Raw genomic sequence first — 23,207 nt, 5'->3', positions numbered from 1 at the left:
AGCCAAATGACCGCAAATAAGTCGAGAGAGCCCCCCGAACGAACTGATAAAGCCGTCCTGCCGTTTCTCTGTTGCTGTTTCTTGTTTTTGATTTGATTGAAAAGACCGCTTGGTCTGGTCTGTGTACATTCTGTTTCTCAATCGACGTTTTAGGAAAAGGACACCATTCGCCCCGGCACTTCTTATAGTACCGGGCTAGTAAGTCGTAGTAGTCCTAGTAGTCGATTTGTGTACGTCATGACGGAAAAGTTATCCAAAGCCGCTGATTAGTCAAGCCAAAAGCGGCACCTCACCAAAAATTCTTACCAACCTTGTTCTTCAAAAGGATCTTCATAGTCGTTTTCATGAAAATCGAGCAGCTTCCAGGTGGCTTTCATATGCTGTCCCAGCGGCGCAACGACAGTCAGATCTCCACCTTTAGGATGGCTGATTGTAATCTCTCGTGCGTGAAGATGCATATTTTTCGAGATCGCTCCATCTAGAAATGCTTCAGAGCCGCCATATTTGCCGTCACCGACAATTGGGGTCTCAATAGCAGCACAATGAGCACGAAGCTGATGGGTGCGGCCTGTAAGCGGTTTCAACGCAACCCAAGCCGCTTTTGTTCCTGCATTGGCTACAACGGAATAGTCACTGATCGCAGTTTGACCGTCACGATCCACGACAACTTTCTCGCCCGCAATTGTCGGCACTTTACTTAGGTTATAGGAAATGGTTGCTTGAGCAGGTCTTGGTACACCCGCGACCAATGCCCAGTAGATTTTGCGTGTCGTCCGTTTTTTGAAAGCTTCGGCCAAATGTTTTGCAGCTAGGCGTGTTCTACCGATCACCAACACACCAGAAGTATCTTTATCCAGGCGGTGAATAAGACGCGGGCGTTCATCATAATCAAATCGCAAACCATCCAACAAACCATCAACATGACGGGACTGCCCGCTGCCCCCCTGCACGGGAAGGCCTGCAGGTTTATTGAGCACGATCACATCATCATCCATATGCAGGATCATTTGACGGATCTCGGCGATATCCCGATCCGTCAATTCATGGTCTTTTTGCTTTGTTCTTTTCTGTGCTTGCGTGGGCTTAAACGCTTCATCGCCTAGCGGAGGCACCCGAACCAGTTGCCCTGCTTCAAGTCGAACATTGGATTTCACGCGTTTTTTGTCAACGCGCACTTCACCTTTGCGAAGATACTTTTCCAGTTGCCCCTGAGAGACACCAGGGAAATGAGCCTTAAACCATTTATCAAGGCGTTGATCCGCCTCACCTGCGGTGACTTCGATATGTTGAACTCTACTCATCCAATTAAAACCCGCATCAGGTTAAGGCCGGCAAATAATCCGGCAATTGATAAAATAACAGATAGCAGGATATATCCACCTGCCATCAGATACTCCCCTTTCTGGACTTGGAGTGCAACATCCAGCGAGAAGGTCGAAAATGTCGTAAAAGCCCCAAGGAAGCCGGTCACCAGTAAAGACCGAACTTCGGGGGATGGAGACCATTTAAGGGCCATATACTCAATAAGCAAGCCCATTAGTATTGATCCGAACACATTTACAAATAATGTCCCATATGGGTAACCTGGCCCAAGCATTCGAAGCATCAAGGTTCCGGCCCCATATCGTGCGCACGCCCCAAGCGCACCACCGATGGCAATGGATATATACATAGACATCAGCTTCCCCCTTCGGTGTTACGCTTACTACGTAAATTAGACCAATATTCCAAGCGGCGCTGGATATCTCTCTCGAACCCGCGTTCCACTGGCTGATAATAATTTTCCCTCTTCATTTCATCCGGGAAATAATTCTGACCAGAAAAACCATCTTCTGCGTCATGATCATAGGCATAGTTTTTTCCATAACCCAGATCCTTCATCAAATTGGTTGGCGCGTTCAAGATGTGTTTTGGAGGCATGTGAGAGCCATTTTTGCGAGCTGATTTTGCGGCCATCTTAAATGCTGCATAAGCCGCATTGGATTTTGGCGCTGTCGCGAGATAAATAACGGCCTGACCTATTGCCAGATCGCCTTCTGGACTTCCCAAGAACTGATACGCCTCTTTCGCTGCATTTGCCTGCACCAATGCCTGTGGATCTGCCATGCCAATATCCTCAACCGCAAAACGTACCAACCGCCGTGCAATATAAAGTGGATCTTCACCGCCATCCATCATTCGGGAAAACCAGTAAAGCGCCGCATCCACGTCTGATCCACGCAACGACTTATGAAGGGCGCTGATCAGATTGTAATGCCCTTCCTTGTCTTTATCGTATGCAGGCGCACGTTTGGAGACGAGTTTGATCAGTTCCTCTACATCCAGATTATGGTCTGCACTGCGATATACAGTTTCCACCATATTGAGGAAAAACCGCCCATCCCCATCAGCCAGATCCATCAACTTATCAATCGCTGCGTTCTTAAGCGGCACCTGACGCCCTTCAACTTCTTCAGCGCGGACCAGGATCTTTCGAAGGGAGTTTTCATCATGCCGTTCAAGCACCAACACCTGACACCGAGAGAGCAACGCGCCATTAAGCTCAAACGATGGGTTTTCCGTCGTTGCACCGACCAATGTAATTGTGCCGTTTTCAACAAATGGGAGAAAACCATCTTGTTGTGATCTGTTGAACCGATGGATCTCATCGACAAATAGCAACGTTTGCTTGCCATTTTGTTTTCTAAGCTTCGCTGCTTCGAACGCTTTTTTCAGATCTGCAACACCAGAAAACACGGCTGATATCTGTTCAAAATGAAGATCCGCCTGTTCGGCGAGCAATCGTGCGATCGTTGTTTTACCAGTTCCTGGAGGCCCCCAGAAAATCAGTGAAGGCAGCCACCCGCTTTGTAGCATCTGTGAAAGTGTGCCACCTTTACCTAGCAGATGATCCTGGCCCACAACTTCTTCCAATTTTCGCGGGCGCAGTTTCTCTGCCAGAGGGACTGCTCCCCCTGCTAATTCACCTGAACTATCGCTCGCGAAAAGATCACTCACCTTGAAAGCCTCAGCACAGCTTTGCGGCCATTTCTGAGCAGAATGATTTCCCATCCCTCCTCAGCATTATCCAACATAGCCTGCACATTACTGTTTTCCAGAACATTCTGCCCGTTAATCTCAGTTACGACATCCCGTTTCCGGAACCCTTGGCGTGCAGCAATGCTACCGCGTTGTACATCTGTGACGACAACCCCTTTAATGAAGGGGGACATCCTCATATCTTGCGCCAATGCGGGGGAAAGGTTGGCGACAACGGCACCCGCCATAGGTTGCTGTCCTGTCAGAACCTTTGGTGAAGGCGCAGGGTCTCTGGGAGCTGCCATCAGCGGTACTTGCAATGTCAACTCCTGACCATTTCGAATGATAGCAAACTCTGCTTTCTCTCCCAACCGTCCTGTCGACATACGGAAAAGAACAGATTTCATATCAACCACTTCATAGCCATTGATACTGGCCACGACATCATTAATTCGAATACCACTGAGGTCTGCTGCACTGCCTTTGTAAATATTGCTAATCAGAACACCCGTTGGACGTTCCATCCCAAGCCCGGTTGCTAGTTCTTGAGTTATCGCCTGTCCGTTAGCCCCTAACCAAGGGCGAACGACCCGACCATTCGCCAGACCGTTTTCAAGAACGGACTGCACCAGATTAGACGGGATCGCAAAACCGATCCCCAATGACCCACCACTTTTACTGAAGATGGCTGAATTGATCCCAGCCAAAGTACCTTGCATGGTCAGCAAAGCACCGCCAGAGTTTCCTGGATTAATCGCGGCATCGGTTTGAATGAAATTCTCTATGCTCGTCTTGCCGCCCGCACTTCGATCAAGCGCCGAAACGATCCCACTTGTTACTGTTTGCCCGACACCAAAGGGATTCCCAATCGCAAGGACGAGGTCACCGACTTCCAATTCATCGGAGTTATGGAATTCAAGATATGGGAATTTTTCGTTACCCGGATCAATTTTTAGGACAGCCAGATCAGTTTGCTCGTCTTCCAGAATAAGGTGAGCGTCAAACTCTCGCCTGTCATTCAGCGCAACTGTAATTTCATCTGCACCCGCAACAACATGATAGTTGGTCACAACTATTCCGTCAGAACTGACAAGCACACCTGACCCCAAGGAATTTTGCGTTTTCTTTTTCTTCTTCGTAGGAGCCGTTCTACCAAAGAATTGTTCAAAGAAAGGATCATTGAACAGAGAGCGTCTCTGTGTTTGAACAACTGTCTTCCTTGTAAAGATGTTTACTACCGCTGGGGCCGCCTGTTTGACGAGCGGTGAGTAAGACAACTGCACCTCTTGTTTGTTAGCTGGAACGACGCGTGTTTCCTTTGCCATAACAGAGGTGACAACGAAGAAAACGATCGCCCCAATAACCAGCATCTTTAAGAGCACGGCAATTGCAATCTTTTGAATGGGTGATAGTTGATTCTTTTGTCGGTCTGTCATTGTGGTATTCATCTAATATATTCTCGGAACTCGCCTTTGCCCAATTTTGGACTTATGTTTGTGTGATGTATAGTTTCAATTGAGTATTTGCAATCCTGGAGAATCTGAATGATGTCATCTAAAAGATTATTGGTAGCGGCCTGCTCAGCACTGGCACTTTCTTTTACCCTGCCAACTATTTCATATAGCAAGCAGGCGTCAACTCAATCCAGTGAACGGACCGGCCGAATATTCTCAGAAGCGGAAAAGCGGATCATTGAGGATTTCTTCAAAGGAAAGCGTGAAGAAGAAGAAAAGACGAACAAAAAGGCTAGTAAAGGAAAGAAAAATAAGAAAGGCCTCCCGCCAGGGCTTGCAAAACGTGACGAATTACCACCTGGACTTCAAAAGCAGCTGGAGAAAAATGGGAAGTTACCACCTGGTCTCGATAAAAGGGAATTGCCCTCTGACCTTGAAAGTCGCCTGCCAAAGCTATCTGAAACGCTGGAGCGAGTAATCGTCGGTGATGACGTTCTTCTTATTGAAAAAGGTGTAGGGCTAATTTTCGATATTCTCAGAGGCGCTGCTGCCAAGTAGCTAGACAAAGAAAAAGGGCAGCTAAATAGCTGCCCTTTTAAACTTTGAACGAAGATCGGCCGTTAAGCTACAGCTTCTGCTTCGAGAACTTCTTCGTCACCCTGAACTGGGCCACTGTCTTGACCTTTTGCGTCTACGTCGCGATCAACCAGTTCGATGAAACCCATTGCAGCCGCGTCACCTGTACGGAAGCCAGCTTTCAAAATACGTGTGTATCCACCAGGGCGGTCTGCATAACGTTCAGCAATTGTGGAGAACAGTTTGTCGACGATAGCTTTTTCGGACAGTACTGCCAGAGCCTGACGACGAGCGTGCAGGTCACCACGTTTACCAAGAGTGATCAGTTTTTCAACGATCGGACGCAGATCCTTTGCTTTAGGCAAAGTTGTTTTGATCTGTTCGTGTTTGATCAGGGAAGCTGCCATGTTGGCAAACATTGCCTGACGGTGTGAGGAAGATCGGCTAAACCGACGTCCAGATTTACGATGCCGCATATTCTCTACTCCAAGGAGGACAGGTGCCCCTGCCCCCTTTCTTCATAAATGTTAGTCTTCTGAGTACTTACGAGCCAGCTCATCGATATTCTCAGGCGGCCAATTTGGTACTTCCATTCCGAGGTGCAGACCCATGCCTGCCAAAACTTCTTTGATCTCGTTACAGGATTTACGACCGAAGTTCGGTGTACGCAGCATTTCTGCTTCTGTTTTCTGAATGAGATCGCCGATGTAAACGATATTGTCGTTTTTCAGACAGTTTGTAGAGCGAACTGTAAGTTCCAGTTCTTCCACTTTACGAAGAAGATTTGGATTAAGTTCGGGCTCTTTATCCTCTTCCTTCTCAACCACTTCTTCTGGCTCATCAAAGTTGATGAACAGTTGAAGTTGCTCTTGAAGGATTCGGGCAGCAAAGGCCACGGCATCTTCCGGGCTCACTGTTCCGTTGGTCATAACTTTCAACGTCAGCTTGTCATAGTCCAGAACCTGACCTGAACGTGTTTGTTCCACGTTGTAAGTCACTTTAGTAACCGGGCTGTACAGGCTGTCCATTGGGATCTGGCCAATTTTGGCGTCCTCTGGGCGATTCTGTGCGCCTGAGACGTAGCCTTTACCTGTGTTGACAGTCATTTCCATATCAATGGTCGCGCCGTCATCAAGATGCATAATCACTTTTTCAGGATCCATGATCTCGATATCAGCTCCCATATCGATCATTCCCGCTGTCACCGCACAAGGACCTGTGGCTTTCAGAGAGATCTTCTTAGGTCCTTCAACATGGCTTCTAATAGCCAGTTTCTTCAGATTGAGGATGATGTCTGTAACATCTTCCCGAACACCTGCAATGGAGGAGAACTCATGCAGAACGTTGTTAATCTGAATGGACGTAATCGCAGCACCCTGAAGGCTGGACAGCAGAATACGGCGCAGAGCGTTACCAAGTGTCAGCCCGAACCCTCTTTCAAGTGGTTCGACAACAATTGTCGCTTCGCGTCCCGGATCCACTCCCGGCTCAACCGACAGATTTGCCTGGATCAGGTCTTTCCAGTTTTGAACAATCACGGCGTTGACCTCATAGTTAAGCAGACCCACTTCGGGTCTGCGAAATCTCAACAAAAGACGGAAGAATAATTTCTCCCGCCAAATTTCCTCTTATACGCGACGACGCTTAGGTGGGCGACATCCGTTGTGAGGAATAGGAGACACATCACGAATGGAAGTGATTGTGAAGCCAACAGCCTGCAGCGCGCGCAGAGCTGATTCACGTCCTGAACCAGGACCTTTAACTTCTACTTCCAGAGTTTTCATACCATGTTCCTGCGCCTTTTTACCTGCATCTTCAGCAGCAATCTGGGCAGCAAATGGGGTAGATTTACGTGAACCACGGAAACCCTGAGCACCTGCAGAAGACCATGCAATAGCATTGCCCTGTGCATCAGTAATCATGATTTTAGTATTGTTGAAGCTAGCACTTACGTGTGCAACACCAGAGATGATGTTCTTCCGCTCACGACGGCGGATACGAGACTTATCACGTGCCATGTTACTTCTTCTTTCCTGCAATAGGCTTAGCTGGACCCTTACGAGTACGAGCATTTGTGTGTGTACGCTGCCCACGAACAGGCAGACCACGACGGTGGCGCAGACCGCGGTAGCAACCAAGATCCATCAAACGTTTGATGTTCATGGCAGTCTCACGACGCAGATCACCTTCCACGACGTGGTTTGCATCAATCTCTTCACGAATACGCACTACTTCTGCGTCGCTTAGAGCGTTGACGCGAGTTTCTTCTGCAATACCAACTGCACCACAGATATCATTCGCCTTTTTAGGGCCGATACCGTGAATATAAGTCAGTGCAATATGTACCCGCTTATTAGTCGGGATATTTACACCAGCAATACGAGCCACGCTAGTTTCTCCTCATAACTCTTTCAGGTCAAATCGACCCGTCGCTTCACACGCTTCCGAGAAGCGCGCGATTATATAAATTTGTCGTAAGTAGTCAACACCTAGATTTGTTTAATTACGGCTTCAATCTGGTGTGTGACTTCGTCAATTTCGGCCATTCCGTCGACTTGCTTCAGAATACCCTTGTCTTTGTAATATGGGAGCAAGGGTGCGGTCTGATTGTGATACGCTTCCAGACGAGACTTTACAGTTTCCGCCTTGTCATCACTACGGCGCGTAAATTCGGTACCACCGCATTTATCACACACACCTTCGACTGCCGGTTTCAAGAAACTGTCGTGATAACCGGCTCCACATTTGGCACATGTATAACGCCCCGTAATGCGTTCTACAAGCACCGCGTCATCTGTTTTCATTTCGATGACTGCATTCAGGGACAGCCCCTTATCGTTCAAAAGCTGATCCAGGGCTTCTGCCTGGGCTTCTGTACGAGGGAAACCATCCAGAATTACTCCGTTTTTACAATCAGATTGGTCAAGACGCTCAGAGATGATTCCCACCATGATGTCGTCTGATACCAGCTGACCTTTATTCATAACTTCCTTGGCTTTTAGGCCTACTTCTGTTTCGGCCTTAACAGCCGCGCGCAGCATATCGCCAGTGGACAATTGAATCAGTCCATGTGCGTCTTCAAGTCGCTGAGCCTGTGTTCCTTTGCCCGCGCCCGGCGCTCCCAGAAGTATTAAAATCATTTACGCCGCCCCCCAAGGTTAGCTTTTTTGATGAGCCCTTCATACTGGTGCGCCAGCAGATGGCTTTGAATTTGTGCAGTTGTGTCCATAGTAACAGAAACAACGATCAAAAGAGAAGTACCACCGAAATAGAACGGCACTGCCCATTGTGAGATCAGAAGTTCTGGCAAAATACAAACAAGTGACAGATATGCCGCACCAACGACCGTCAAACGTGTCAATACATAGTCCAGATATTCCGAAGTTCTGGCACCTGGACGAATCCCTGGAACGAAACCACCATTTTTCTTGAGGTTATCAGCAGTCTCATCTGGGTTAAATACGACGGCTGTGTAGAAGAAGCAGAAGAACACGATACCTGCAATGTACATCAGCATATACAAAGGTGTTCCGTGTCCGAGCAACACAGTTACAGTCGTCAGCCATTCAGGGCCTGTACCCGCAGAGAAACCTGCAACTGTAGTTGGCATCAACAACAAAGAGGAGGCGAAGATCGGCGGAATAACACCTGCAGTGTTCAGCTTCAATGGCAGATGAGAATTCTGTCCACCATAAGTTTTGTTACCACGTTGACGTTTTGGATACTGTACGAGCACCCGGCGCTGTGCGCGTTCCATGAACACGATGAACGCGATCACGCCCACTGACAGGATAAGAAGGAACAGGATAATTACACTTGAAAGCTGCCCAGTACGGCCGAGTTCCAATGTTCCGACTAGGGCGCCAGGCAAGGCAGCCACAATGCCAGAGAAAATAATTAGTGAGATACCGTTACCGACTCCGCGGGCAGTGATCTGCTCACCCAGCCACATCAGGAAAACTGTTCCGCCTACGAGGGTAATCACAGTTACCAGACGGAAATACAGGCCAGGATCAATTACCGCAGACTGACCAGAGGACAATGAAAGTCCTTCCAGACCAACTGCGATACCGTACCCCTGAACAGTTGCCAGAAGTACTGTGCCGTAGCGTGTATATTGATTGATTTTTTTGCGTCCCGCTTCCCCTTCTTTTTTGAGCTGACCCAATTGAGGAGACAGAGACGTCATCAACTGCATGATAATAGAAGCAGAGATGTAAGGCATAATGTTCAACGCGAAAATGGTCATGCGACCAAGCGCACCACCTGAGAACACGTCAAACATTCCGAGGACACCACCGGAATTCTGTTGAAACACATCAGCAAGTACGGTTGGGTCAACCCCAGGAACCGGTATGTAAGTACCAATGCGATAGACGATAAGCGCGAAAAGCGTAAACCACAAACGCTTCTTGAGTTCAGTAGCTTTTGAGAAAGCCCCGAAGTTCATTGTAGAAGCCATTTGTTCTGCTGCTGACGCCATGTGGTGTTACTCCAGATTAAAAGGGGGCAGCTGATCAAGCTGCCCCGAAGCGTTAATTATTCGCCTTTTTTTGCTTTGACTGGGCCCGTAACAGTAACGGATCCGCCTGCTTTCTCAACAGCTTCAACAGCACCTTTGGAAGCGCCTGAAACTTCTACGTTGATTTTGGCTGTCAGCTCACCTTTAGCCAGAAGACGAACACCGTCTACGACTTTACCAACTACACCGGCTTCCTGAAGCATAGGAATGGTGATCGTTGCGGAAGCGTCCAATTTACCAGCGTCAATTGCTGTCTGGATGCGACCAATGTTGGCAACCGCAAAATCTTTACGGAAGATGTTATTGAAACCGCGTTTAGGCAGACGGCGGTGGATTGGCATCTGGCCGCCTTCAAAACCTTTAATCGCTACACCAGAACGTGACTTCTGACCTTTTTGACCGGCACCGGAGGTTTTACCCTTACCAGAACCAATACCACGGCCAACACGTTTACGGTTTTTAGTAGCGCCCTGATTATCAGAGATCTGATTCAACTGCATGTTAATATTCCTTATCCGCTCAGAAGCCCTTAGGCTTCTTCAATCCGCACGAGGTGAGCAACTTTGTTGATCATCCCGCGGATGGATGGTGTATCTTCCAGCTCAACAGTCCGGTGCATCTTGTTAAGACCAAGACCTACCAGAGTAGCGCGCTGTGACTTGTGACGTCCGATTGGACTGCCGGTTTGGGTAACCTTAACAGTTGCCTTTGCCTTAGCCATCTGCGTTCTCCTTCACAGCTTCGCCGCTACGACGACCGACGATTTCAGATACTTTCTTACCGCGCTTGGCCGCAACCTGACGAGGAGAGCTCATGTTTCTCAGAGCAACGAAGGTAGCTTCGATCATGTTGTAAGCGTTGGAAGTACCAACGGATTTAGTCACAACGTCCTGCACACCGAGTGTTTCGAATACAGCACGCATTGGACCACCCGCGATGATACCAGTACCTGGAGGCGCGGAACGAAGGACCACATTACCAGCACCGAAAGTGCCGGTTGTATCGTGGTGCAGTGTCCGACCTTCACGCAGTGGAACGCGGATCATATTGCGTTTTGCAGCTTCAGTGGCCTTCTGAATCGCTTCGGGTACCTCACGGGCTTTACCGTGACCGTATCCTACGCGACCTTTCTGGTCACCTACTACCACGAGGGCAGCAAAGCTGAACCGACGTCCGCCTTTTACCACTTTGGCCACACGGTTGATGTGGACAAGGCGATCGACGAACTCGGATTCGGTTTTTTCGTTTTGATCTGGTCTCATATTCACCACTCCTAGAAGGACAGCCCGCCTTCACGGGCGGCCTCGGCTAGGGCCTTGACGCGGCCGTGATACTGATATCCGCCGCGGTCAAATGCGACTTCTTTTACTCCAGCTTTAACAGCACGCTCTGCAATCAGTTTCCCAACCGCAGTTGCAGCATCAATGTTGCCACCAGATTTCAATGAACCGCGCAGATCAGTTTCAAGCGTGGATGCAGCAGCAAGTGTTTTACCTGCAACATCATCAATTACCTGAACGTAAATCTGCTTATTAGTTCTGTGAACGGAAAGCCGTGGGCGATCGCCTGCGACTTTACGGATCTGTGCCCGTGTCCTGCGACGACGGCGCTCAAACAATGAAAGAGTTTTAGCCATGGTCGTGTCCTATTTCTTCTTACCTTCTTTACGGAAGATGTATTCATCCGCATATTTAACACCCTTACCTTTGTATGGCTCAGGTTTACGATAAGACCGGATTTCAGCAGCCACTTGACCAACTTTCTGTTTGTCAGCACCAGAAATTTCGATCGCTGTAGCAGACGGACATTTAACCTCAATACCTTCAGGGATCGGGTAGTTAATGTCATGACTGAAGCCCAGGTTCAAGTTCAGAGAATTACCCTGAACAGCTGCACGATAACCAACGCCTACAACATCCAGCTTCTTAGTGAAGCCATTGCTTACGCCTTCAACGAGGTTGGCAAGCAGAGTGCGTTGCATACCCCACATCTGACGAGCGCGTTTGCTGTCATTACCAGGCTTAACCCAGATTTTGTCTTCTTCGCGTTCTACAACTACGTCATCGACGAAAGTCATGCTCAGAACGCCTTTACTACCCTTTACAGTCACATCTTTGTCGTTCATCTGAACGTCAACACCAGAAGGAACCGTAACTGGGTGTTTACCAATACGAGACATTTATTCCTCCTAGTAGACTTTGCAAAGCACTTCGCCGCCAACATTGGCGTCACGTGCTTCACTGTCAGAAAGAACACCACGTGGTGTAGACAGGATGGAAATACCCAGCCCGTTGCGGACTGTAGGCAGATCTTTAACACCTGAATAAACGCGGCGACCAGGCTTAGATACGCGGCTAACATGTTCTATAACTGCGGCGCCTTGGTAGTATTTAAGTTCAATGTTCAGCTCAGATTTTCCGTCGCCGTTATCAGTTACTTCGTAACCACGAATGTAACCTTCACGTTTCAGCGTTTCCAATACGTTAATACGCAGTTTGGAAGACGGAGACTTCACGGAGCCTTTGTTCGCACGTTGACCGTTGCGAATGCGTGTGAGCATATCGCCTAATGGATCACTTAATCGCATACTTGTTTCTCCCTCTTACCAGCTGGATTTAACCATGCCCGGAATCTGGCCGATGGAGGCCATATCACGAAGACCGATACGGGACATTTTAAGTTTACGATAAACACCACGTGGACGACCTGTCAGTTCGCAGCGATTGCGAACGCGGATCGGCGCAGAGTTGCGAGGAAGTTCAGCCAGTTTCAGTCGAGCAGCGAAACGCTCTTCCTGAGGCAGGCTGTCGTCACTGATGATAGCTTTAAGAGACGCACGACGTGCAGCGAATTTCGCTACAAGACGCTCGCGCTTCTTATTCTTCTCAATAGCGCTTTTCTTAGCCATTCTAAAGTTCTCCTTGGATCAATTGATCTTGAACGGCATGTTGAAACCGGCCAGAAGCTCGCGAGCCTCTTCATCAGTTTCAGCAGTCGTACAGATCACGATATCCATACCCCGTACGTCAGCTACGTCATCATAGTCGATTTCCGGGAACACGATTTGCTCTTTAAGACCCATGGCGTAGTTGCCACGGCCGTCAAAGCTCTTAGGGGAAACACCACGGAAGTCACGTACACGAGGTAGCGCGATGTTCACCAGACGGTCGAGAAACTCGTACATCTGATTTTTACGAAGTGTTACTTTGGCACCGATCGGCATACCTTCACGAAGTTTGAAAGTAGCGATAGATTTCTTGGCGCGAGTTACCACTGGTTTTTGACCAGTGATTTTTGCAAGTTCAGCCTCTACGGACTTAATCTTCTTGCTGTCGGCCACTGCTTCACCACAGCCAATATTTACGACGATTTTTTCCAGTGAAGGAATTTGCATGTCGTTGCTGTAAGCAAATTTTTCTTTAAGCTTCGCACGAAGCTCATCGTTATAAAGTGTTTTCAGTCTAGGCGCTGTCATGGCTCAATTCCTTAAACGTCAATAACTTCGCCAGAACGCTTTGCGAAGCGAACTTTGCGACCATCTTCAAGCGTTTTGTAACCAACACGAGTTGCTTTGCCGTCTTTTGGATCCTGCAATGCAATGTTGGACAGTTGGATTGGGGCTTCTTTGGAAACAATTCCGCCCTGCTCTGACTGTGTCTGCTTTGTGTGACGCTTCACCATGTTGACGCCGGAAACCAGAGCGCGGCGTTCATCGCGGACTACGCGCAGAACTTCACCTGATTTCCCTTTATCCTTGCCTGTCAACACGACAACCTTGTCGCCTTTTTTCACGCGAAATTTATCAGCCATCAGAGCACCTCTGGAGCAAGAGAAACAATTTTCATCATGTTTTTGGCGCGGAGTTCACGAGTAACAGGGCCAAAAATACGAGTGCCGATAGGCTCACCGTTTTTGTTGATCAGAACAGCAGCGTTTGTATCGAAACGAATTGCTGTGCCGTCAGCGCGGCGAATTTCTTTCTTCGTGCGTACGATGACGGCGCGTTGCACGTCACCTTTTTTCACGCGGCCACGCGGAATAGCTTCTTTGACAGAGACAACAATTGTGTCACCGACAGATGCTGTTTTCCGTTTGGATCCGCCCAAAACTTTAATGCACTGCACCCGTCTCGCGCCGGAGTTGTCGGCGACTTCCAGGTTGGTTTGCATTTGAATCATAGTCGTTACCTTTATTTGGTACAGACAAGCTTAAAATTAAGCGTTGTCGTAAAGAACTTCCCAACGTTTCAGTTTAGAAACCGGACGGCATTCCTGGATACGGACGACGTCACCAGTTTTAAACTGATCTTTTTCATCGTGGGCATGGTACTTTTTGGACTGGCCAATATATTTTTTGTAAAGCGGGTGCATCACCTGACGCTCTACGAGGACAACTACAGTCTGGCTGTTTTTGTCACTAACTACTGTCCCTTGCAGGATACGCTTCGGCATAGTTAAGTCTCCTAAGACGCTGCGTTCGCAGACAACACGGTTTTAATCCGTGCTATGTCACGACGAACTTGGCGTTGACGCGCCGTATTTTCCAGCTGACCACTTGCCTGCTGGAAACGAAGATTGAACTGTTCTTTCTTCAAAGAAATAAGTTCGCTCTTGAGCTCTTCTGCGCTCTTTTCTCTCAATTCCTGAGCTTTCATAATCAGCCCCCTTCACCGAGACGGGTAATAAACTTAGTCTTGATCGGCAGTTTGGCTGCGCCACGTTCAAATGCTTCACGGGCCAGCTCCACTGGAACACCGTCAAGTTCGAACATAACTTTACCAGGCTGGATACGAACCATCCAATATTCCGGAGAACCCTTACCTTTACCCATACGGACTTCAGTAGGTTTCTTGGATACCGGCACATCTGGGAAGATGCGAATCCAAACACGACCTGCACGTTTAATGTGACGCGTAATCGCACGACGAGTCGCCTCGATTTGACGCGCTGTGACACGTCCAGGCTCAACTGCTTTGAGTCCGTACGCACCGAAGTTCAGGGTTGTACCCGAAGTTGCGACGCCCTTCAAGCGTCCTTTGTGCGCTTTACGAAATTTTGTACGCTTCGGTTGAAGCATGATATCACCTCTTTACCTTAGCCCCGACGTCCACCGGAACGACCACCAGGACGACCAGCTGCCTGCTGTTTCTCCTGAGCCTTTTCCTGTGCCATTGGGTCGTGTTCCATAATTTCGCCTTTGTAAATCCACACTTTGATACCGATGATACCGTATGTAGTCAAAGAACGAGCTGTTCCGTAGTCAATATTTGCACGGAGTGTGTGCAGTGGCACACGGCCTTCACGGTACCATTCTGTACGCGCAATCTCAGCACCGCCAAGACGACCTGCACAGTTAATACGGATACCTTCAGCGCCAAGGCGCAGAGCAGATTGAACCGCACGTTTCATCGCGCGGCGGTAAGCCACACGGCGAGCAAGTTGCTGGCCAATATTTTCTGCAACCAATTTCGCGTCAACTTCCGGCTTGCGGATCTCTACGATGTTCAGGTGAACTTCTGAAGAAGTCATTTTGGCAATTTTTAAGCGCAGCTTTTCGATGTCTGCACCTTTTTTACCAATGATCACACCCGGGCGAGCAGAGTGAATTGTCACACGGCATTTCTTTGCAGGACGCTCAATAATGATGCGACTTACACCAGCCTGTGCCAGCTCTTTTTCGAGGTATTCGCGGATACGAACATCTTCGTGAAGAAGATTTCCGAAATCTTTCTCAGCATACCAGCGGGAATCCCATGTACGGTTAATTCCAACACGAAGGCCAATTGGATTGACTTTTTGACCCATTATGCTTGCTCCTCGCGCTCACGAACAACGATCGTGATGTTGCTAAATGGTTTCTGAATTCCGCTCGCACGGCCACGGCCGCGAGCACGGAAACGTTTCATGACGAGTGCCTTACCAACATAGGCTTCTGCAACGTAAAGCTGATCTACGTCCAGCTCATGATTGTTTTCTGCATTGGCAATAGCAGACTGAAGAACTTTTTTCACGTCACGTGCGATTGCACGCTTAGAGAATGTCAGTTCTGCCAGAGCTGCTTCCGCGGATTTACCGCGGATGAGACCTGCCACGAGGTTCAGCTTTTGCGGGCTGACGCGAAGGCGGTTACCTTTAGCGACGGCTTCGTTATCCGCAAGCTGCCTTTCGATGGACTGCTTACCCATAGTTATTTCCTCCGGGCCTTCTTATCGGCCGCGTGACCGTAATATGTACGAGAAGGAGAAAATTCTCCAAACTTGTGGCCAACCATGTCTTCATCTACGAGAACAGGTACGAATTTCTGACCATTGTATACACCAAAAGTCAGACCTACGAACTGAGGCAGAATTGTAGACCGGCGAGACCAAGTCTTGATGATCTGTTTCTTACCGCTTTCGCGTGCAGCTTCTGCTTTATTAAGCAGGTAGCCATCAACAAAAGGGCCTTTCCAAACTGAACGTGCCATCTAGCGCTCCTTATTTCTTCCGCTTTTGCGGACGGCGCCGCATGATCATTTTGTCGGTAGATTTGTTGGACCGTGTCCGTTTACCCTTAGTCGGTTTACCCCAAGGTGTCACTGGGTGACGACCACCGGATGTACGACCTTCACCACCACCGTGTGGGTGATCGATCGGGTTCATGGCTACACCACGAACGGATGGACGGCGACCGAGCCAACGTGAACGACCAGCTTTTGCAAGCTTAATGTTCTTCTGGTCTTGGTTTGAAACCGCGCCAACTGTTGCAATACAGTCACCTGGAACGATACGTTGTTCACCGGATGCCAGACGAAGCTGAGCATAACCAGCATCTTTACCGATCAACTGAACATAAGTACCGGCTGAACGTGCCATCTGACCGCCTTTACCTGGCTTCATCTCCACATTGTGGACAATGGTACCAACAGGCATGTTTTTCAGTGGCATCGCGTTACCTGGCTTAATGTCAGCATTTTCAGCTGCAATCACTGTGTCTCCAATATTGAGACGCTGTGGAGCCAGAATGTAAGACAGTTCGTTATCTTCGTAACGGATCAAGGCAATGAAAGCGGTCCGGTTAGGATCATATTCAATGCGCTCTACTGTCGCTGGTACATCAAATTTACGACGTTTGAAGTCGATGATGCGGTATGTACGTTTGTGTCCACCACCACGACGACGAGCTGTTATTCGTCCGTAGTTATTGCGGCCACCACTTCCTGTCAAACCCTCTGTCAGGGTTTTAACAGGCTTACCTTTGTGCAGTTCAGACCGATCAACGAGAATCAGACCACGCTGCGCAGGTGTTGTTGGCTTATAACTTTTAAGCGCCATTTTTAGATCCCCGTAGTCACATCAATGGTCTGACCTTCGGACAGAGTTACCATTGCTTTCTTGTAATCAGAGCGTTTACCAGAACGACCGCGGAAGCTTTTCACTTTACCGTTTGTACGGTTAGTGTTCACATTTTCAACTTTGACGCTGAACAGTGTTTCAACAGCTTCTTTGATTTCTGGCTTGGTCGCATCCAGAGCTACACGGAATGTAACCTGGTTATGCTCAGAACCCATAGTGGATTTTTCAGTCACAACAGGGCCTAGCAAAATGTCATAAATGCGTTCCTGGTTCATTTCAAACGAGCCTCCAGGCTTTCTACTGCACTTTTAGTCAGAACCAATGTGTCGCGACGAAGAATGTCGTAAACGTTGGCACCTTTTTCTGGCAGAACATCAACCAATGGGATGTTGCGTGCAGACAGTGCAAAATTTGCGTCTGTTTCGCTACCATCAATGATCAGGGCAGACTTCCAGCCCAATGCTTCAAACTTGCCGGCCATCACTTTAGTTTTGGCTTCCGCAGCTTTCAGCTCATCAACAATTACCAGCTTGCCTTCTGCCTGCTTCGCGGACAGGGCGTTTTTAAGAGCCAGCTTACGAACCTTCTTTGGCAGGTCAGTCGCATGGGAGCGAACAACAGGACCGTGAGCCACACCACCTGTACGCTGGTGAGGTGCACGTTTCTGACCCTGACGGGCACGGCCTGTGCCTTTCTGGTTAAATGGCTTTGCGTTCGTACCAGAAACTTCAGAAACGTCTTTGGTCTTGTGTGTACCAGCCTGACGCGCCGCCAGTTGGTATTTGACCATCCGTTGGAGCAGATCCGCACGCGGAGCTAGTCCAAAAACCTCGTCAGAAAGCTCGATATCTCCAGCTTTTTTGTTATCGAGGTTGATTACTTTAACCTTCATTCCAACAGATCCTTTTATTCTTCAGCTGGAGCGTCTGATGCAGGCGCTTCTTCTGCTGCGGCCGGAGCCTCAGTTGTACGAACAGCTGCAGGGAATGGTGCTTCTTCTGGACGGTTTTTCTTAACCGCATCAGATACGAAAACCCATCCACCTTTAGAACCAGGTACAGCGCCTTTTACAAGGAGGAGACCGCGTTCTGCGTCAGATGACACAATCTGCAAGTTCTGAGTTGTCACGCGGGCAGCACCCATGTGACCAGCCATTTTCTTACCTTTGAAAACACGACCTGGATCCTGACACTGACCTGTGGAACCGTGTGCACGGTGAGAAACAGATACACCGTGAGACGCACGCATACCACCGAAGTTATGACGCTTCATTGGACCGGCGAAACCTTTACCAATGCTTGTTGCCACAACATCGACATGCTGGTTGGCAACAAAATGATCAGTAGTGATCTCGGAACCGACTTCAACAAAGCCGTCATCTTCAACGCGGAATTCAGCCAGTTTCATTTTTGGCTCGACGTTTGCTTTGGCATAGTGACCGCGCATAGCTGCAGAAACATTTTTTACCTTAGCTTTACCGACACCGATCTGCATAGCGTTATAGCCATGAGTTTCAGTTTTACGGTGAGCAACAACCTGACAGTTGTCAACTTCGAGTACAGTTACAGGAACATGTTGTCCGTCTTCAGCGAAGACGCGTGTCATGCCCAGCTTTTTAGCAATTAGTCCACAACGCATCTCAGATTACCCCAACAACTTAATGGACACTTCTACGCCAGCGGCGAGGTCCAGTTTCATCAGTGCATCCACAGTTTGCGGCGTTGGTTCTACGATATCCAGAACACGCTTGTGTGTGCGGATCTCGAACTGTTCACGTGATTTCTTGTCAATATGCGGACCACGAAGGACCGTATATTTGTCAATATGCGTCGGTAGTGGGATCGGGCCACGAACCTGAGCGCCTGTACGCTTGGCTGTGTTTACGATCTCACCAGTCGATGCATCAAGCACACGGTGATCATACGCCTTCAGGCGAATGCGAATATTTTGGTTTTCCATTACTCTGGTCTCTCCAGAAAGCAGCCGCCTCACTCGAGGCGGCTTTTAGAAAGATTATTTACTCTGTGATGCTGGAAACGACGCCGGCACCAACAGTACGGCCACCTTCGCGGATCGCGAAGCGCAGGCCTTCGTCCATGGCGATTGGAGCAATCAGCTCAACATCCATAGCGATGTTATCGCCAGGCATAACCATTTCTGTACCAGCTGGAAGGGTCACAACACCTGTCACGTCAGTTGTACGGAAGTAGAACTGTGGACGGTAGTTTGTGAAGAATGGCGTGTGACGGCCACCTTCGTCTTTGGTCAGAATGTAGGCTTCTGCCTTGAATTTTGTGTGTGGTGTAATTGTACCTGGGTGCGCCAGAACCTGACCACGCTCAACTTCTTCACGCTTTGTACCGCGAAGCAGAACACCAACGTTATCGCCAGCTTCACCCTGATCGAGCAGCTTGCGGAACATTTCAACACCAGTACATGTTGTCTTAGTTGTTTCTTTGATACCGATGATTTCGATTTCTTCACCAACCTTAACAACGCCGCTTTCAACACGACCTGTTACCACTGTACCACGACCGGAGATAGAGAACACATCCTCGATTGGCATCAGGAATGGCTTGTCAATATCACGCTCTGGAAGCGGAATGTAGTCATCAACAGCTGCCATCAGTTCAAGAATTGCGTTCTTGCCGATTTCGTCATCACGACCTTCAAGAGCTGCAAGTGCAGATCCTTTAACGATCGGAATATCGTCACCTGGGAAGTCGTATTCGCTCAACAGCTCACGAATTTCCATTTCAACAAGCTCAAGAAGCTCTTCGTCGTCAACCTGGTCAACTTTGTTCATGAACACGACAAGCGCCGGAACACCAACCTGACGGGCAAGCAGAATGTGCTCACGTGTCTGTGGCATTGGGCCGTCAGCTGCGGATACCACAAGGATACCACCGTCCATCTGAGCCGCACCTGTGATCATGTTCTTCACATAGTCAGCGTGACCCGGGCAGTCTACGTGCGCATAGTGACGGTTTTCTGTTTCGTACTCAACGTGCGCTGTAGAAATTGTAATACCACGCGCTTTCTCTTCTGGCGCTTTGTCAATCTCATCAAACGCAAAGGCAGCTCCGCCTGATTGCTCTGCTAGTACTTTGGTAATCGCCGCTGTCAGCGTTGTTTTACCATGGTCAACGTGTCCAACCGTACCAATGTTAGCGTGCGGTTTACTACGCTCAAACTTTTCTTTGGCCATTTTAATTCTCCGTAATTTCCGGTCGTCTCAGCAGCCGGGATTATGCCAATTTCGCCAGCACTTCGTCTGAGACGTGTTGCGGCACAGGTTCATAGTGTGAAAATACCATTGAGAATGTTGCGCGACCCTGTGTTTGGGAGCGCAGATTGTTCACGTAACCAAACATGTTGGCCAGTGGAACATTTGCATTCACAACTTGCGCGATACCGCGCTGTTCAGTTCCGGAAACTTGACCGCGACGACTGTTCAAGTCGCCCATCACGTCACCGATATACTCTTCAGGAGTAACAATCTCTACCTTCATCATAGGTTCAAGAAGCTGCAATCCTGCTTTACGAGCCAATTCACGCATTGCAGCGCGACCAGCAATTTCGAAGGCCATGACAGAGGAGTCAACGTCATGGTAGGCACCGTCAATCAATGTTACGCTCACATCGATCAGTGGGAAGCCAGCAAGCACACCAGTGTCAACGATGTCTTTCACACCTTTTTCAACACCTGGAATGTATTCTTTAGGGACCGAGCCACCAGTGATGGTGTCGTTGAAAACAAAACCTTCACCTGGTTCACTTGGCTTAGCGATCAGTTTAATACGCGCGAACTGACCAGAACCACCGGACTGTTTCTTATGAGTGTAGTCCAGCTCAGCCTCTTTAGTGATGGATTCGCGGTAAGCAACCTGAGGCGCACCAACGTTTGCTTCAACCTTGAATTCGCGCTTCATACGGTCAACGATAATATCGAGGTGCAGCTCGCCCATACCTTTAATGATGGTCTGACCGCTTTCGTGATCACTTGTTACACGGAAAGAAGGATCTTCCTGAGCCAGACGGTTCAGAGCAACACCCATTTTTTCCTGGTCACCTTTAGTTTTAGGCTCAACAGCAATTTCGATCACTGGCTCCGGGAATTCCATGCGTTCCAGAATAACTGGGCTGGAGCTCACACAAAGAGTGTCACCTGTGGTTGTGTTTTTCAGACCGGCAATCGCGACAATGTCACCTGCACGGGCTTCTTTCACGTCTTCACGAGAGTTCGCGTGCATCTGAAGCATACGACCAACACGCTCACGATCGTTCTTAACAGAGTTCAGAGCTGAAGTACCAGTTTCTAGAACACCTGAGTAGACACGCACGAATGTCAATGAACCTACGAATGGGTCAGTCATAACCTTAAATGCCAAGCCAGCGAATGGCTCATCATCTGATGGGTTACGAACAATCTCTTCTTCAGTCTTAACATCAATGCCGTCAGTGCCGCCGATGTCAGTTGGAGAAGGCATATAATCAACAAACGCGTCTAGCAAAGGCTGGACACCTTTGTTTTTAAATGCTGTACCTGTCAAAACCGGCACGAAGGCGCCTTCCAATGTACCTTTACGGATACATGCGCGAAGTGTTTCTTCGCTTGGCTCTTCGCCTTCGAGGTATGCTTCCATAGCCTCTTCGTCGATCTCAATAGCTGTCTCCAGCATCTGCTCACGATATTCTGCTGCTTTATCAGCCAGATCAGCACGGATATCACGGTATTCGTATGAAGCGCCCATCTGGTCGCCTTCCCACACGACTTCCTGCATCTTGATAAGGTCAACAACACCTTCAAACTCGGCTTCGGAGCCGATAGGCAGTTGAACAACCAATGGAGTTGCACCCAGACGATCTTTGATCATATCAACGCAGCGATAAAAATCTGCGCCTGTACGGTCCATTTTGTTCACGAAGCACATGCGTGGAACGCGATACTTGTCAGCCTGGCGCCAAACAGTTTCGGACTGAGGCTCAACACCCGCCACACCATCAAACACAGCAACCGCACCGTCGAGAACACGCAAAGAACGCTCAACTTCAATGGTGAAGTCAACGTGACCCGGTGTATCAATGATGTTGATACGGTGATCCTTCCAGAAACAAGTAGTCGCAGCGGAAGTAATCGTAATACCACGCTCCTGCTCTTGCTCCATCCAGTCCATGGTGGCCGCACCATCATGAACTTCACCGATTTTGTGTGAAACACCTGTGTAGTACAGAATGCGTTCGGTTGTTGTTGTCTTACCAGCATCAATGTGGGCCATGATGCCGATGTTGCGATATCTTTCAATTGGCGTAGTGCGGGCCATGTCGGAAATCCTAATCGTAAACCGTTAAAGTTATTACCAGCGGTAATGAGCAAAAGCGCGGTTGGCTTCAGCCATCTTGTGAGTGTCTTCCCGTTTCTTAACGGCACCACCACGTTCGTTGGACGCATCCAGGATTTCACCTGAGAGACGTTCCATCATTGTGAGCTCAGAGCGGGAGCGAGCGCTATTGATCAACCAGCGAATAGCCAGGGCCTGCGCGCGATCAGAACGAACCTCAACCGGCACCTGGTACGTTGCACCACCCACACGGCGGGAACGAACCTCCAGGTCTGGCTTAATTTTATCCAAAGCTTCGTGAAAAACTTCCAGAGGCTGATTGCCAGTTTTCTTCTCAACAATATCAAAGGCACCGTAAACGATACGCTCTGCAACAGATTTCTTACCATCGAGCATCAGGGAGTTCATGAACTTAGTCAGAACGATGTCCCCGAACTTTGCATCAGGCAACACTTCTCGCTTTTCAGCAGCGTGACGACGTGACATCCGTAAAATTCCTTATTTAGGCTTCTTCGCGCCGTACTTGGAGCGGCGCTGGCGACGATCATTAAGACCCTGGGTGTCAAGAGCACCACGAACGATGTGGTAGCGGACACCCGGCAAGTCTTTAACACGACCGCCACGAATCAAAACAACAGAGTGTTCCTGTAGGTTGTGACCTTCACCAGGAATGTAGCTTGTAACTTCAAAGCCGTTAGTCAAACGTACACGAGCAACTTTACGGAGCGCGGAGTTTGGTTTCTTCGGCGTAGTTGTGTAAACGCGTGTGCAAACACCACGCTTCTGTGGGCACGCTTCCATAGCGGGCACTTTGTTACGCGTAACCGGCATTTTACGCGGTTTTCTAATCAGCTGATTAATAGTAGGCATTCTTATTCCTATTCTATCGATTCCGCAAATAGCACAGCCGCGGGCAGCTGCGGCTCTGCTCGCGGTCGGGATTTCTGCGTCCACCCGAAAAG

Annotated in this window: 36 protein-coding genes; 1 reads left to right on the top strand and 35 read right to left on the bottom strand. The window is 48.9% G+C overall.

The window, feature by feature from the left end:
- Positions 1 to 302 precede the first annotated feature (302 nt).
- From GUA87_RS07990 to GUA87_RS07975, 4 genes are read right to left on the bottom strand one after another with little or no spacing between them, the layout of a single operon-like run.
- A complete protein-coding gene (locus tag GUA87_RS07990; protein WP_193716038.1) occupies positions 303 to 1,301 on the bottom strand; it encodes an RluA family pseudouridine synthase in 999 nt (332 codons plus the stop codon).
- Entirely contained in the window at positions 1,298 to 1,678 is a 381-nt protein-coding gene (gene crcB, locus GUA87_RS07985; RefSeq protein WP_193716037.1) for a fluoride efflux transporter CrcB, read from the bottom strand. Before crcB ends, GUA87_RS07990 begins: the two co-directional genes overlap by 4 nt.
- The gene (locus GUA87_RS07980; protein WP_321575891.1) at positions 1,678 to 2,997 is read right to left on the bottom strand and encodes a replication-associated recombination protein A; all 1,320 of its coding nucleotides are present in this window, start codon (positions 2,995 to 2,997) and stop codon (positions 1,678 to 1,680) included. The genes crcB and GUA87_RS07980 overlap by 1 nt, the downstream gene beginning before the upstream one ends.
- A complete protein-coding gene (locus GUA87_RS07975) occupies positions 2,994 to 4,454 on the bottom strand; it encodes a Do family serine endopeptidase (RefSeq protein WP_193716035.1) in 1,461 nt (486 codons plus the stop codon). The genes GUA87_RS07980 and GUA87_RS07975 overlap by 4 nt, the downstream gene beginning before the upstream one ends.
- 108 nt (positions 4,455 to 4,562) lie before the next feature.
- On the opposite strand from GUA87_RS07975, the gene GUA87_RS07970 reads away from it, so the two are divergent.
- Positions 4,563 to 5,030, top strand: coding sequence for a hypothetical protein (locus tag GUA87_RS07970; RefSeq protein ID WP_193716034.1), 468 nt, complete (start codon positions 4,563 to 4,565; stop codon positions 5,028 to 5,030).
- 62 nt (positions 5,031 to 5,092) lie between these two features.
- Here the strand turns inward: GUA87_RS07970 and rplQ are convergent, their stop codons facing one another.
- From rplQ to rpsL, 31 genes are all read right to left on the bottom strand, one after another.
- A complete protein-coding gene (gene rplQ / locus GUA87_RS07965; RefSeq protein ID WP_193716033.1) occupies positions 5,093 to 5,524 on the bottom strand; it encodes a 50S ribosomal protein L17 in 432 nt (143 codons plus the stop codon).
- Positions 5,525 to 5,575: 51 nt separating this feature from the next.
- Positions 5,576 to 6,586: a DNA-directed RNA polymerase subunit alpha gene (locus GUA87_RS07960; protein ID WP_193716999.1), complete on the bottom strand. Its 1,011-nt coding sequence runs from the start codon at positions 6,584 to 6,586 to the stop codon at positions 5,576 to 5,578.
- Positions 6,587 to 6,676: 90 nt separating this feature from the next.
- Positions 6,677 to 7,066, bottom strand: coding sequence for a 30S ribosomal protein S11 (gene rpsK / locus GUA87_RS07955; protein WP_193716032.1), 390 nt, complete (start codon positions 7,064 to 7,066; stop codon positions 6,677 to 6,679).
- 1 nt (position 7,067) lies between these two features.
- Positions 7,068 to 7,436, bottom strand: a complete 369-nt coding sequence (rpsM, locus tag GUA87_RS07950; RefSeq protein WP_193716031.1) for a 30S ribosomal protein S13 — start codon at positions 7,434 to 7,436, stop codon at positions 7,068 to 7,070.
- Between the two features lie 101 nt (positions 7,437 to 7,537).
- On the bottom strand, positions 7,538 to 8,188 hold the full coding sequence (locus tag GUA87_RS07945; protein ID WP_193716030.1) for an adenylate kinase: 651 nt from the start codon (positions 8,186 to 8,188) through the stop codon (positions 7,538 to 7,540).
- Complete coding sequence (secY, locus tag GUA87_RS07940) at positions 8,185 to 9,531, bottom strand: preprotein translocase subunit SecY (protein WP_193716029.1); 1,347 nt, start codon at positions 9,529 to 9,531, stop codon at positions 8,185 to 8,187. Before secY ends, GUA87_RS07945 begins: the two co-directional genes overlap by 4 nt.
- 56 nt (positions 9,532 to 9,587) lie before the next feature.
- Complete coding sequence (gene rplO / locus GUA87_RS07935) at positions 9,588 to 10,070, bottom strand: 50S ribosomal protein L15 (RefSeq protein WP_193716028.1); 483 nt, start codon at positions 10,068 to 10,070, stop codon at positions 9,588 to 9,590.
- Between the two features lie 29 nt (positions 10,071 to 10,099).
- Positions 10,100 to 10,291, bottom strand: coding sequence for a 50S ribosomal protein L30 (gene rpmD, locus GUA87_RS07930; protein ID WP_193716027.1), 192 nt, complete (start codon positions 10,289 to 10,291; stop codon positions 10,100 to 10,102).
- Positions 10,284 to 10,832, bottom strand: a complete 549-nt coding sequence (rpsE, locus tag GUA87_RS07925) for a 30S ribosomal protein S5 (RefSeq protein WP_193716026.1) — start codon at positions 10,830 to 10,832, stop codon at positions 10,284 to 10,286. The genes rpmD and rpsE overlap by 8 nt, the downstream gene beginning before the upstream one ends.
- A gap of 11 nt (positions 10,833 to 10,843) precedes the next feature.
- Positions 10,844 to 11,206: a 50S ribosomal protein L18 gene (gene rplR / locus GUA87_RS07920; protein ID WP_193716025.1), complete on the bottom strand. Its 363-nt coding sequence runs from the start codon at positions 11,204 to 11,206 to the stop codon at positions 10,844 to 10,846.
- 9 nt (positions 11,207 to 11,215) lie between these two features.
- Positions 11,216 to 11,749, bottom strand: coding sequence for a 50S ribosomal protein L6 (gene rplF, locus GUA87_RS07915; protein ID WP_193716024.1), 534 nt, complete (start codon positions 11,747 to 11,749; stop codon positions 11,216 to 11,218).
- Between the two features lie 9 nt (positions 11,750 to 11,758).
- Positions 11,759 to 12,157, bottom strand: a complete 399-nt coding sequence (rpsH, locus tag GUA87_RS07910) for a 30S ribosomal protein S8 (RefSeq protein ID WP_193716023.1) — start codon at positions 12,155 to 12,157, stop codon at positions 11,759 to 11,761.
- Positions 12,158 to 12,172: 15 nt separating this feature from the next.
- A complete protein-coding gene (gene rpsN / locus GUA87_RS07905; protein WP_193716022.1) occupies positions 12,173 to 12,478 on the bottom strand; it encodes a 30S ribosomal protein S14 in 306 nt (101 codons plus the stop codon).
- Positions 12,479 to 12,496: 18 nt separating this feature from the next.
- The gene (rplE, locus tag GUA87_RS07900) at positions 12,497 to 13,045 is read right to left on the bottom strand and encodes a 50S ribosomal protein L5 (protein ID WP_193716021.1); all 549 of its coding nucleotides are present in this window, start codon (positions 13,043 to 13,045) and stop codon (positions 12,497 to 12,499) included.
- 11 nt (positions 13,046 to 13,056) lie between these two features.
- Positions 13,057 to 13,380, bottom strand: coding sequence for a 50S ribosomal protein L24 (gene rplX, locus GUA87_RS07895; RefSeq protein ID WP_193716020.1), 324 nt, complete (start codon positions 13,378 to 13,380; stop codon positions 13,057 to 13,059).
- Positions 13,380 to 13,748, bottom strand: coding sequence for a 50S ribosomal protein L14 (rplN, locus tag GUA87_RS07890; RefSeq protein ID WP_193716019.1), 369 nt, complete (start codon positions 13,746 to 13,748; stop codon positions 13,380 to 13,382). Before rplN ends, rplX begins: the two co-directional genes overlap by 1 nt.
- Before the next feature lie 36 nt (positions 13,749 to 13,784).
- On the bottom strand, positions 13,785 to 14,021 hold the full coding sequence (gene rpsQ / locus GUA87_RS07885) for a 30S ribosomal protein S17 (protein WP_193716018.1): 237 nt from the start codon (positions 14,019 to 14,021) through the stop codon (positions 13,785 to 13,787).
- Between the two features lie 11 nt (positions 14,022 to 14,032).
- Entirely contained in the window at positions 14,033 to 14,224 is a 192-nt protein-coding gene (gene rpmC, locus GUA87_RS07880) for a 50S ribosomal protein L29 (RefSeq protein WP_193716017.1), read from the bottom strand.
- 2 nt (positions 14,225 to 14,226) lie between these two features.
- Positions 14,227 to 14,646, bottom strand: coding sequence for a 50S ribosomal protein L16 (gene rplP / locus GUA87_RS07875; RefSeq protein ID WP_193716016.1), 420 nt, complete (start codon positions 14,644 to 14,646; stop codon positions 14,227 to 14,229).
- A gap of 17 nt (positions 14,647 to 14,663) precedes the next feature.
- Complete coding sequence (rpsC, locus tag GUA87_RS07870) at positions 14,664 to 15,374, bottom strand: 30S ribosomal protein S3 (RefSeq protein ID WP_193716015.1); 711 nt, start codon at positions 15,372 to 15,374, stop codon at positions 14,664 to 14,666.
- The gene (rplV, locus tag GUA87_RS07865; RefSeq protein WP_193716014.1) at positions 15,374 to 15,754 is read right to left on the bottom strand and encodes a 50S ribosomal protein L22; all 381 of its coding nucleotides are present in this window, start codon (positions 15,752 to 15,754) and stop codon (positions 15,374 to 15,376) included. Before rplV ends, rpsC begins: the two co-directional genes overlap by 1 nt.
- A 2-nt stretch (positions 15,755 to 15,756) precedes the next feature.
- Positions 15,757 to 16,035, bottom strand: a complete 279-nt coding sequence (gene rpsS, locus GUA87_RS07860) for a 30S ribosomal protein S19 (protein ID WP_193716013.1) — start codon at positions 16,033 to 16,035, stop codon at positions 15,757 to 15,759.
- Positions 16,036 to 16,045: 10 nt separating this feature from the next.
- The gene (gene rplB, locus GUA87_RS07855) at positions 16,046 to 16,882 is read right to left on the bottom strand and encodes a 50S ribosomal protein L2 (RefSeq protein WP_193716012.1); all 837 of its coding nucleotides are present in this window, start codon (positions 16,880 to 16,882) and stop codon (positions 16,046 to 16,048) included.
- A 2-nt stretch (positions 16,883 to 16,884) separates the two neighbouring features.
- Positions 16,885 to 17,178: a 50S ribosomal protein L23 gene (locus GUA87_RS07850; RefSeq protein WP_193716011.1), complete on the bottom strand. Its 294-nt coding sequence runs from the start codon at positions 17,176 to 17,178 to the stop codon at positions 16,885 to 16,887.
- A complete protein-coding gene (gene rplD / locus GUA87_RS07845) occupies positions 17,175 to 17,795 on the bottom strand; it encodes a 50S ribosomal protein L4 (protein ID WP_193716010.1) in 621 nt (206 codons plus the stop codon). The genes GUA87_RS07850 and rplD overlap by 4 nt, the downstream gene beginning before the upstream one ends.
- Before the next feature lie 14 nt (positions 17,796 to 17,809).
- Positions 17,810 to 18,541 (bottom strand): 50S ribosomal protein L3, encoded by a 732-nt coding sequence (gene rplC, locus GUA87_RS07840; protein ID WP_193716009.1) that lies wholly within the window; start codon positions 18,539 to 18,541, stop codon positions 17,810 to 17,812.
- 6 nt (positions 18,542 to 18,547) lie between these two features.
- Positions 18,548 to 18,862 carry a 30S ribosomal protein S10 gene (rpsJ, locus tag GUA87_RS07835; RefSeq protein ID WP_193716008.1) on the bottom strand — a complete coding sequence of 105 codons (315 nt, stop codon included), beginning with the start codon at positions 18,860 to 18,862 and terminating at the stop codon, positions 18,548 to 18,550.
- 58 nt (positions 18,863 to 18,920) lie between these two features.
- Positions 18,921 to 20,111, bottom strand: a complete 1,191-nt coding sequence (gene tuf / locus GUA87_RS07830) for an elongation factor Tu (protein WP_193715997.1) — start codon at positions 20,109 to 20,111, stop codon at positions 18,921 to 18,923.
- 40 nt (positions 20,112 to 20,151) lie between these two features.
- A complete protein-coding gene (gene fusA, locus GUA87_RS07825; protein ID WP_193716007.1) occupies positions 20,152 to 22,227 on the bottom strand; it encodes an elongation factor G in 2,076 nt (691 codons plus the stop codon).
- A gap of 33 nt (positions 22,228 to 22,260) precedes the next feature.
- Positions 22,261 to 22,731 (bottom strand): 30S ribosomal protein S7, encoded by a 471-nt coding sequence (gene rpsG, locus GUA87_RS07820; protein WP_193716006.1) that lies wholly within the window; start codon positions 22,729 to 22,731, stop codon positions 22,261 to 22,263.
- 12 nt (positions 22,732 to 22,743) lie between these two features.
- Positions 22,744 to 23,115 carry a 30S ribosomal protein S12 gene (gene rpsL / locus GUA87_RS07815; RefSeq protein WP_193716005.1) on the bottom strand — a complete coding sequence of 124 codons (372 nt, stop codon included), beginning with the start codon at positions 23,113 to 23,115 and terminating at the stop codon, positions 22,744 to 22,746.
- Positions 23,116 to 23,207 lie beyond the last annotated feature (92 nt).

The organism is Sneathiella sp. P13V-1, from assembly GCF_015143595.1.
Lineage (GTDB): Bacteria > Pseudomonadota > Alphaproteobacteria > Sneathiellales > Sneathiellaceae > Sneathiella.
This window is presented reverse-complemented; position numbering and strand designations above follow the sequence as displayed.

Excerpts from the sequence above, each read along its gene's own strand:
- rplV (WP_193716014.1), bottom strand. The coding sequence starts at position 15,754 with ATGGGTAAGCAGTCCATCGAAAGGCAGCTTGCGGATAACGAAGCCGTC.
- rpsH (WP_193716023.1), bottom strand. The coding sequence starts at position 12,157 with ATGCGATTAAGTGATCCATTAGGCGATATGCTCACACGCATTCGCAAC.
- rpmD (WP_193716027.1), bottom strand. The coding sequence starts at position 10,291 with ATGGCTAAGGCAAAGGCAACTGTTAAGGTTACCCAAACCGGCAGTCCA.
- rpmC (WP_193716017.1), bottom strand. The coding sequence starts at position 14,224 with ATGAAAGCTCAGGAATTGAGAGAAAAGAGCGCAGAAGAGCTCAAGAGC.
- rplO (WP_193716028.1), bottom strand. The coding sequence starts at position 10,070 with ATGCAGTTGAATCAGATCTCTGATAATCAGGGCGCTACTAAAAACCGT.
- rpsN (WP_193716022.1), bottom strand. The coding sequence starts at position 12,478 with ATGGCTAAGAAAAGCGCTATTGAGAAGAATAAGAAGCGCGAGCGTCTT.
- rplP (WP_193716016.1), bottom strand. The coding sequence starts at position 14,646 with ATGCTTCAACCGAAGCGTACAAAATTTCGTAAAGCGCACAAAGGACGC.
- rpsC (WP_193716015.1), bottom strand. The coding sequence starts at position 15,374 with ATGGGTCAAAAAGTCAATCCAATTGGCCTTCGTGTTGGAATTAACCGT.
- crcB (WP_193716037.1), bottom strand. The coding sequence starts at position 1,678 with ATGTCTATGTATATATCCATTGCCATCGGTGGTGCGCTTGGGGCGTGC.
- rpsG (WP_193716006.1), bottom strand. The coding sequence starts at position 22,731 with ATGTCACGTCGTCACGCTGCTGAAAAGCGAGAAGTGTTGCCTGATGCA.
- rplE (WP_193716021.1), bottom strand. The coding sequence starts at position 13,045 with ATGACAGCGCCTAGACTGAAAACACTTTATAACGATGAGCTTCGTGCG.
- GUA87_RS07975 (WP_193716035.1), bottom strand. The coding sequence starts at position 4,454 with ATGACAGACCGACAAAAGAATCAACTATCACCCATTCAAAAGATTGCA.
- rpsS (WP_193716013.1), bottom strand. The coding sequence starts at position 16,035 with ATGGCACGTTCAGTTTGGAAAGGCCCTTTTGTTGATGGCTACCTGCTT.
- rpsQ (WP_193716018.1), bottom strand. The coding sequence starts at position 14,021 with ATGCCGAAGCGTATCCTGCAAGGGACAGTAGTTAGTGACAAAAACAGC.
- rpsJ (WP_193716008.1), bottom strand. The coding sequence starts at position 18,862 with ATGGAAAACCAAAATATTCGCATTCGCCTGAAGGCGTATGATCACCGT.
- rplC (WP_193716009.1), bottom strand. The coding sequence starts at position 18,541 with ATGCGTTGTGGACTAATTGCTAAAAAGCTGGGCATGACACGCGTCTTC.
- GUA87_RS07970 (WP_193716034.1), top strand. The coding sequence starts at position 4,563 with ATGATGTCATCTAAAAGATTATTGGTAGCGGCCTGCTCAGCACTGGCA.
- rpsK (WP_193716032.1), bottom strand. The coding sequence starts at position 7,066 with ATGGCACGTGATAAGTCTCGTATCCGCCGTCGTGAGCGGAAGAACATC.
- rplD (WP_193716010.1), bottom strand. The coding sequence starts at position 17,795 with ATGAAGGTTAAAGTAATCAACCTCGATAACAAAAAAGCTGGAGATATC.
- rpsE (WP_193716026.1), bottom strand. The coding sequence starts at position 10,832 with ATGAGACCAGATCAAAACGAAAAAACCGAATCCGAGTTCGTCGATCGC.
- rplF (WP_193716024.1), bottom strand. The coding sequence starts at position 11,749 with ATGTCTCGTATTGGTAAACACCCAGTTACGGTTCCTTCTGGTGTTGAC.
- rplB (WP_193716012.1), bottom strand. The coding sequence starts at position 16,882 with ATGGCGCTTAAAAGTTATAAGCCAACAACACCTGCGCAGCGTGGTCTG.
- fusA (WP_193716007.1), bottom strand. The coding sequence starts at position 22,227 with ATGGCCCGCACTACGCCAATTGAAAGATATCGCAACATCGGCATCATG.
- GUA87_RS07850 (WP_193716011.1), bottom strand. The coding sequence starts at position 17,178 with ATGAACCAGGAACGCATTTATGACATTTTGCTAGGCCCTGTTGTGACT.
- rpsL (WP_193716005.1), bottom strand. The coding sequence starts at position 23,115 with ATGCCTACTATTAATCAGCTGATTAGAAAACCGCGTAAAATGCCGGTT.
- GUA87_RS07945 (WP_193716030.1), bottom strand. The coding sequence starts at position 8,188 with ATGATTTTAATACTTCTGGGAGCGCCGGGCGCGGGCAAAGGAACACAG.
- tuf (WP_193715997.1), bottom strand. The coding sequence starts at position 20,111 with ATGGCCAAAGAAAAGTTTGAGCGTAGTAAACCGCACGCTAACATTGGT.
- rplX (WP_193716020.1), bottom strand. The coding sequence starts at position 13,380 with ATGGCTGATAAATTTCGCGTGAAAAAAGGCGACAAGGTTGTCGTGTTG.
- GUA87_RS07990 (WP_193716038.1), bottom strand. The coding sequence starts at position 1,301 with ATGAGTAGAGTTCAACATATCGAAGTCACCGCAGGTGAGGCGGATCAA.
- secY (WP_193716029.1), bottom strand. The coding sequence starts at position 9,531 with ATGGCGTCAGCAGCAGAACAAATGGCTTCTACAATGAACTTCGGGGCT.
- rplN (WP_193716019.1), bottom strand. The coding sequence starts at position 13,748 with ATGATTCAAATGCAAACCAACCTGGAAGTCGCCGACAACTCCGGCGCG.
- rplQ (WP_193716033.1), bottom strand. The coding sequence starts at position 5,524 with ATGCGGCATCGTAAATCTGGACGTCGGTTTAGCCGATCTTCCTCACAC.
- rplR (WP_193716025.1), bottom strand. The coding sequence starts at position 11,206 with ATGGCTAAAACTCTTTCATTGTTTGAGCGCCGTCGTCGCAGGACACGG.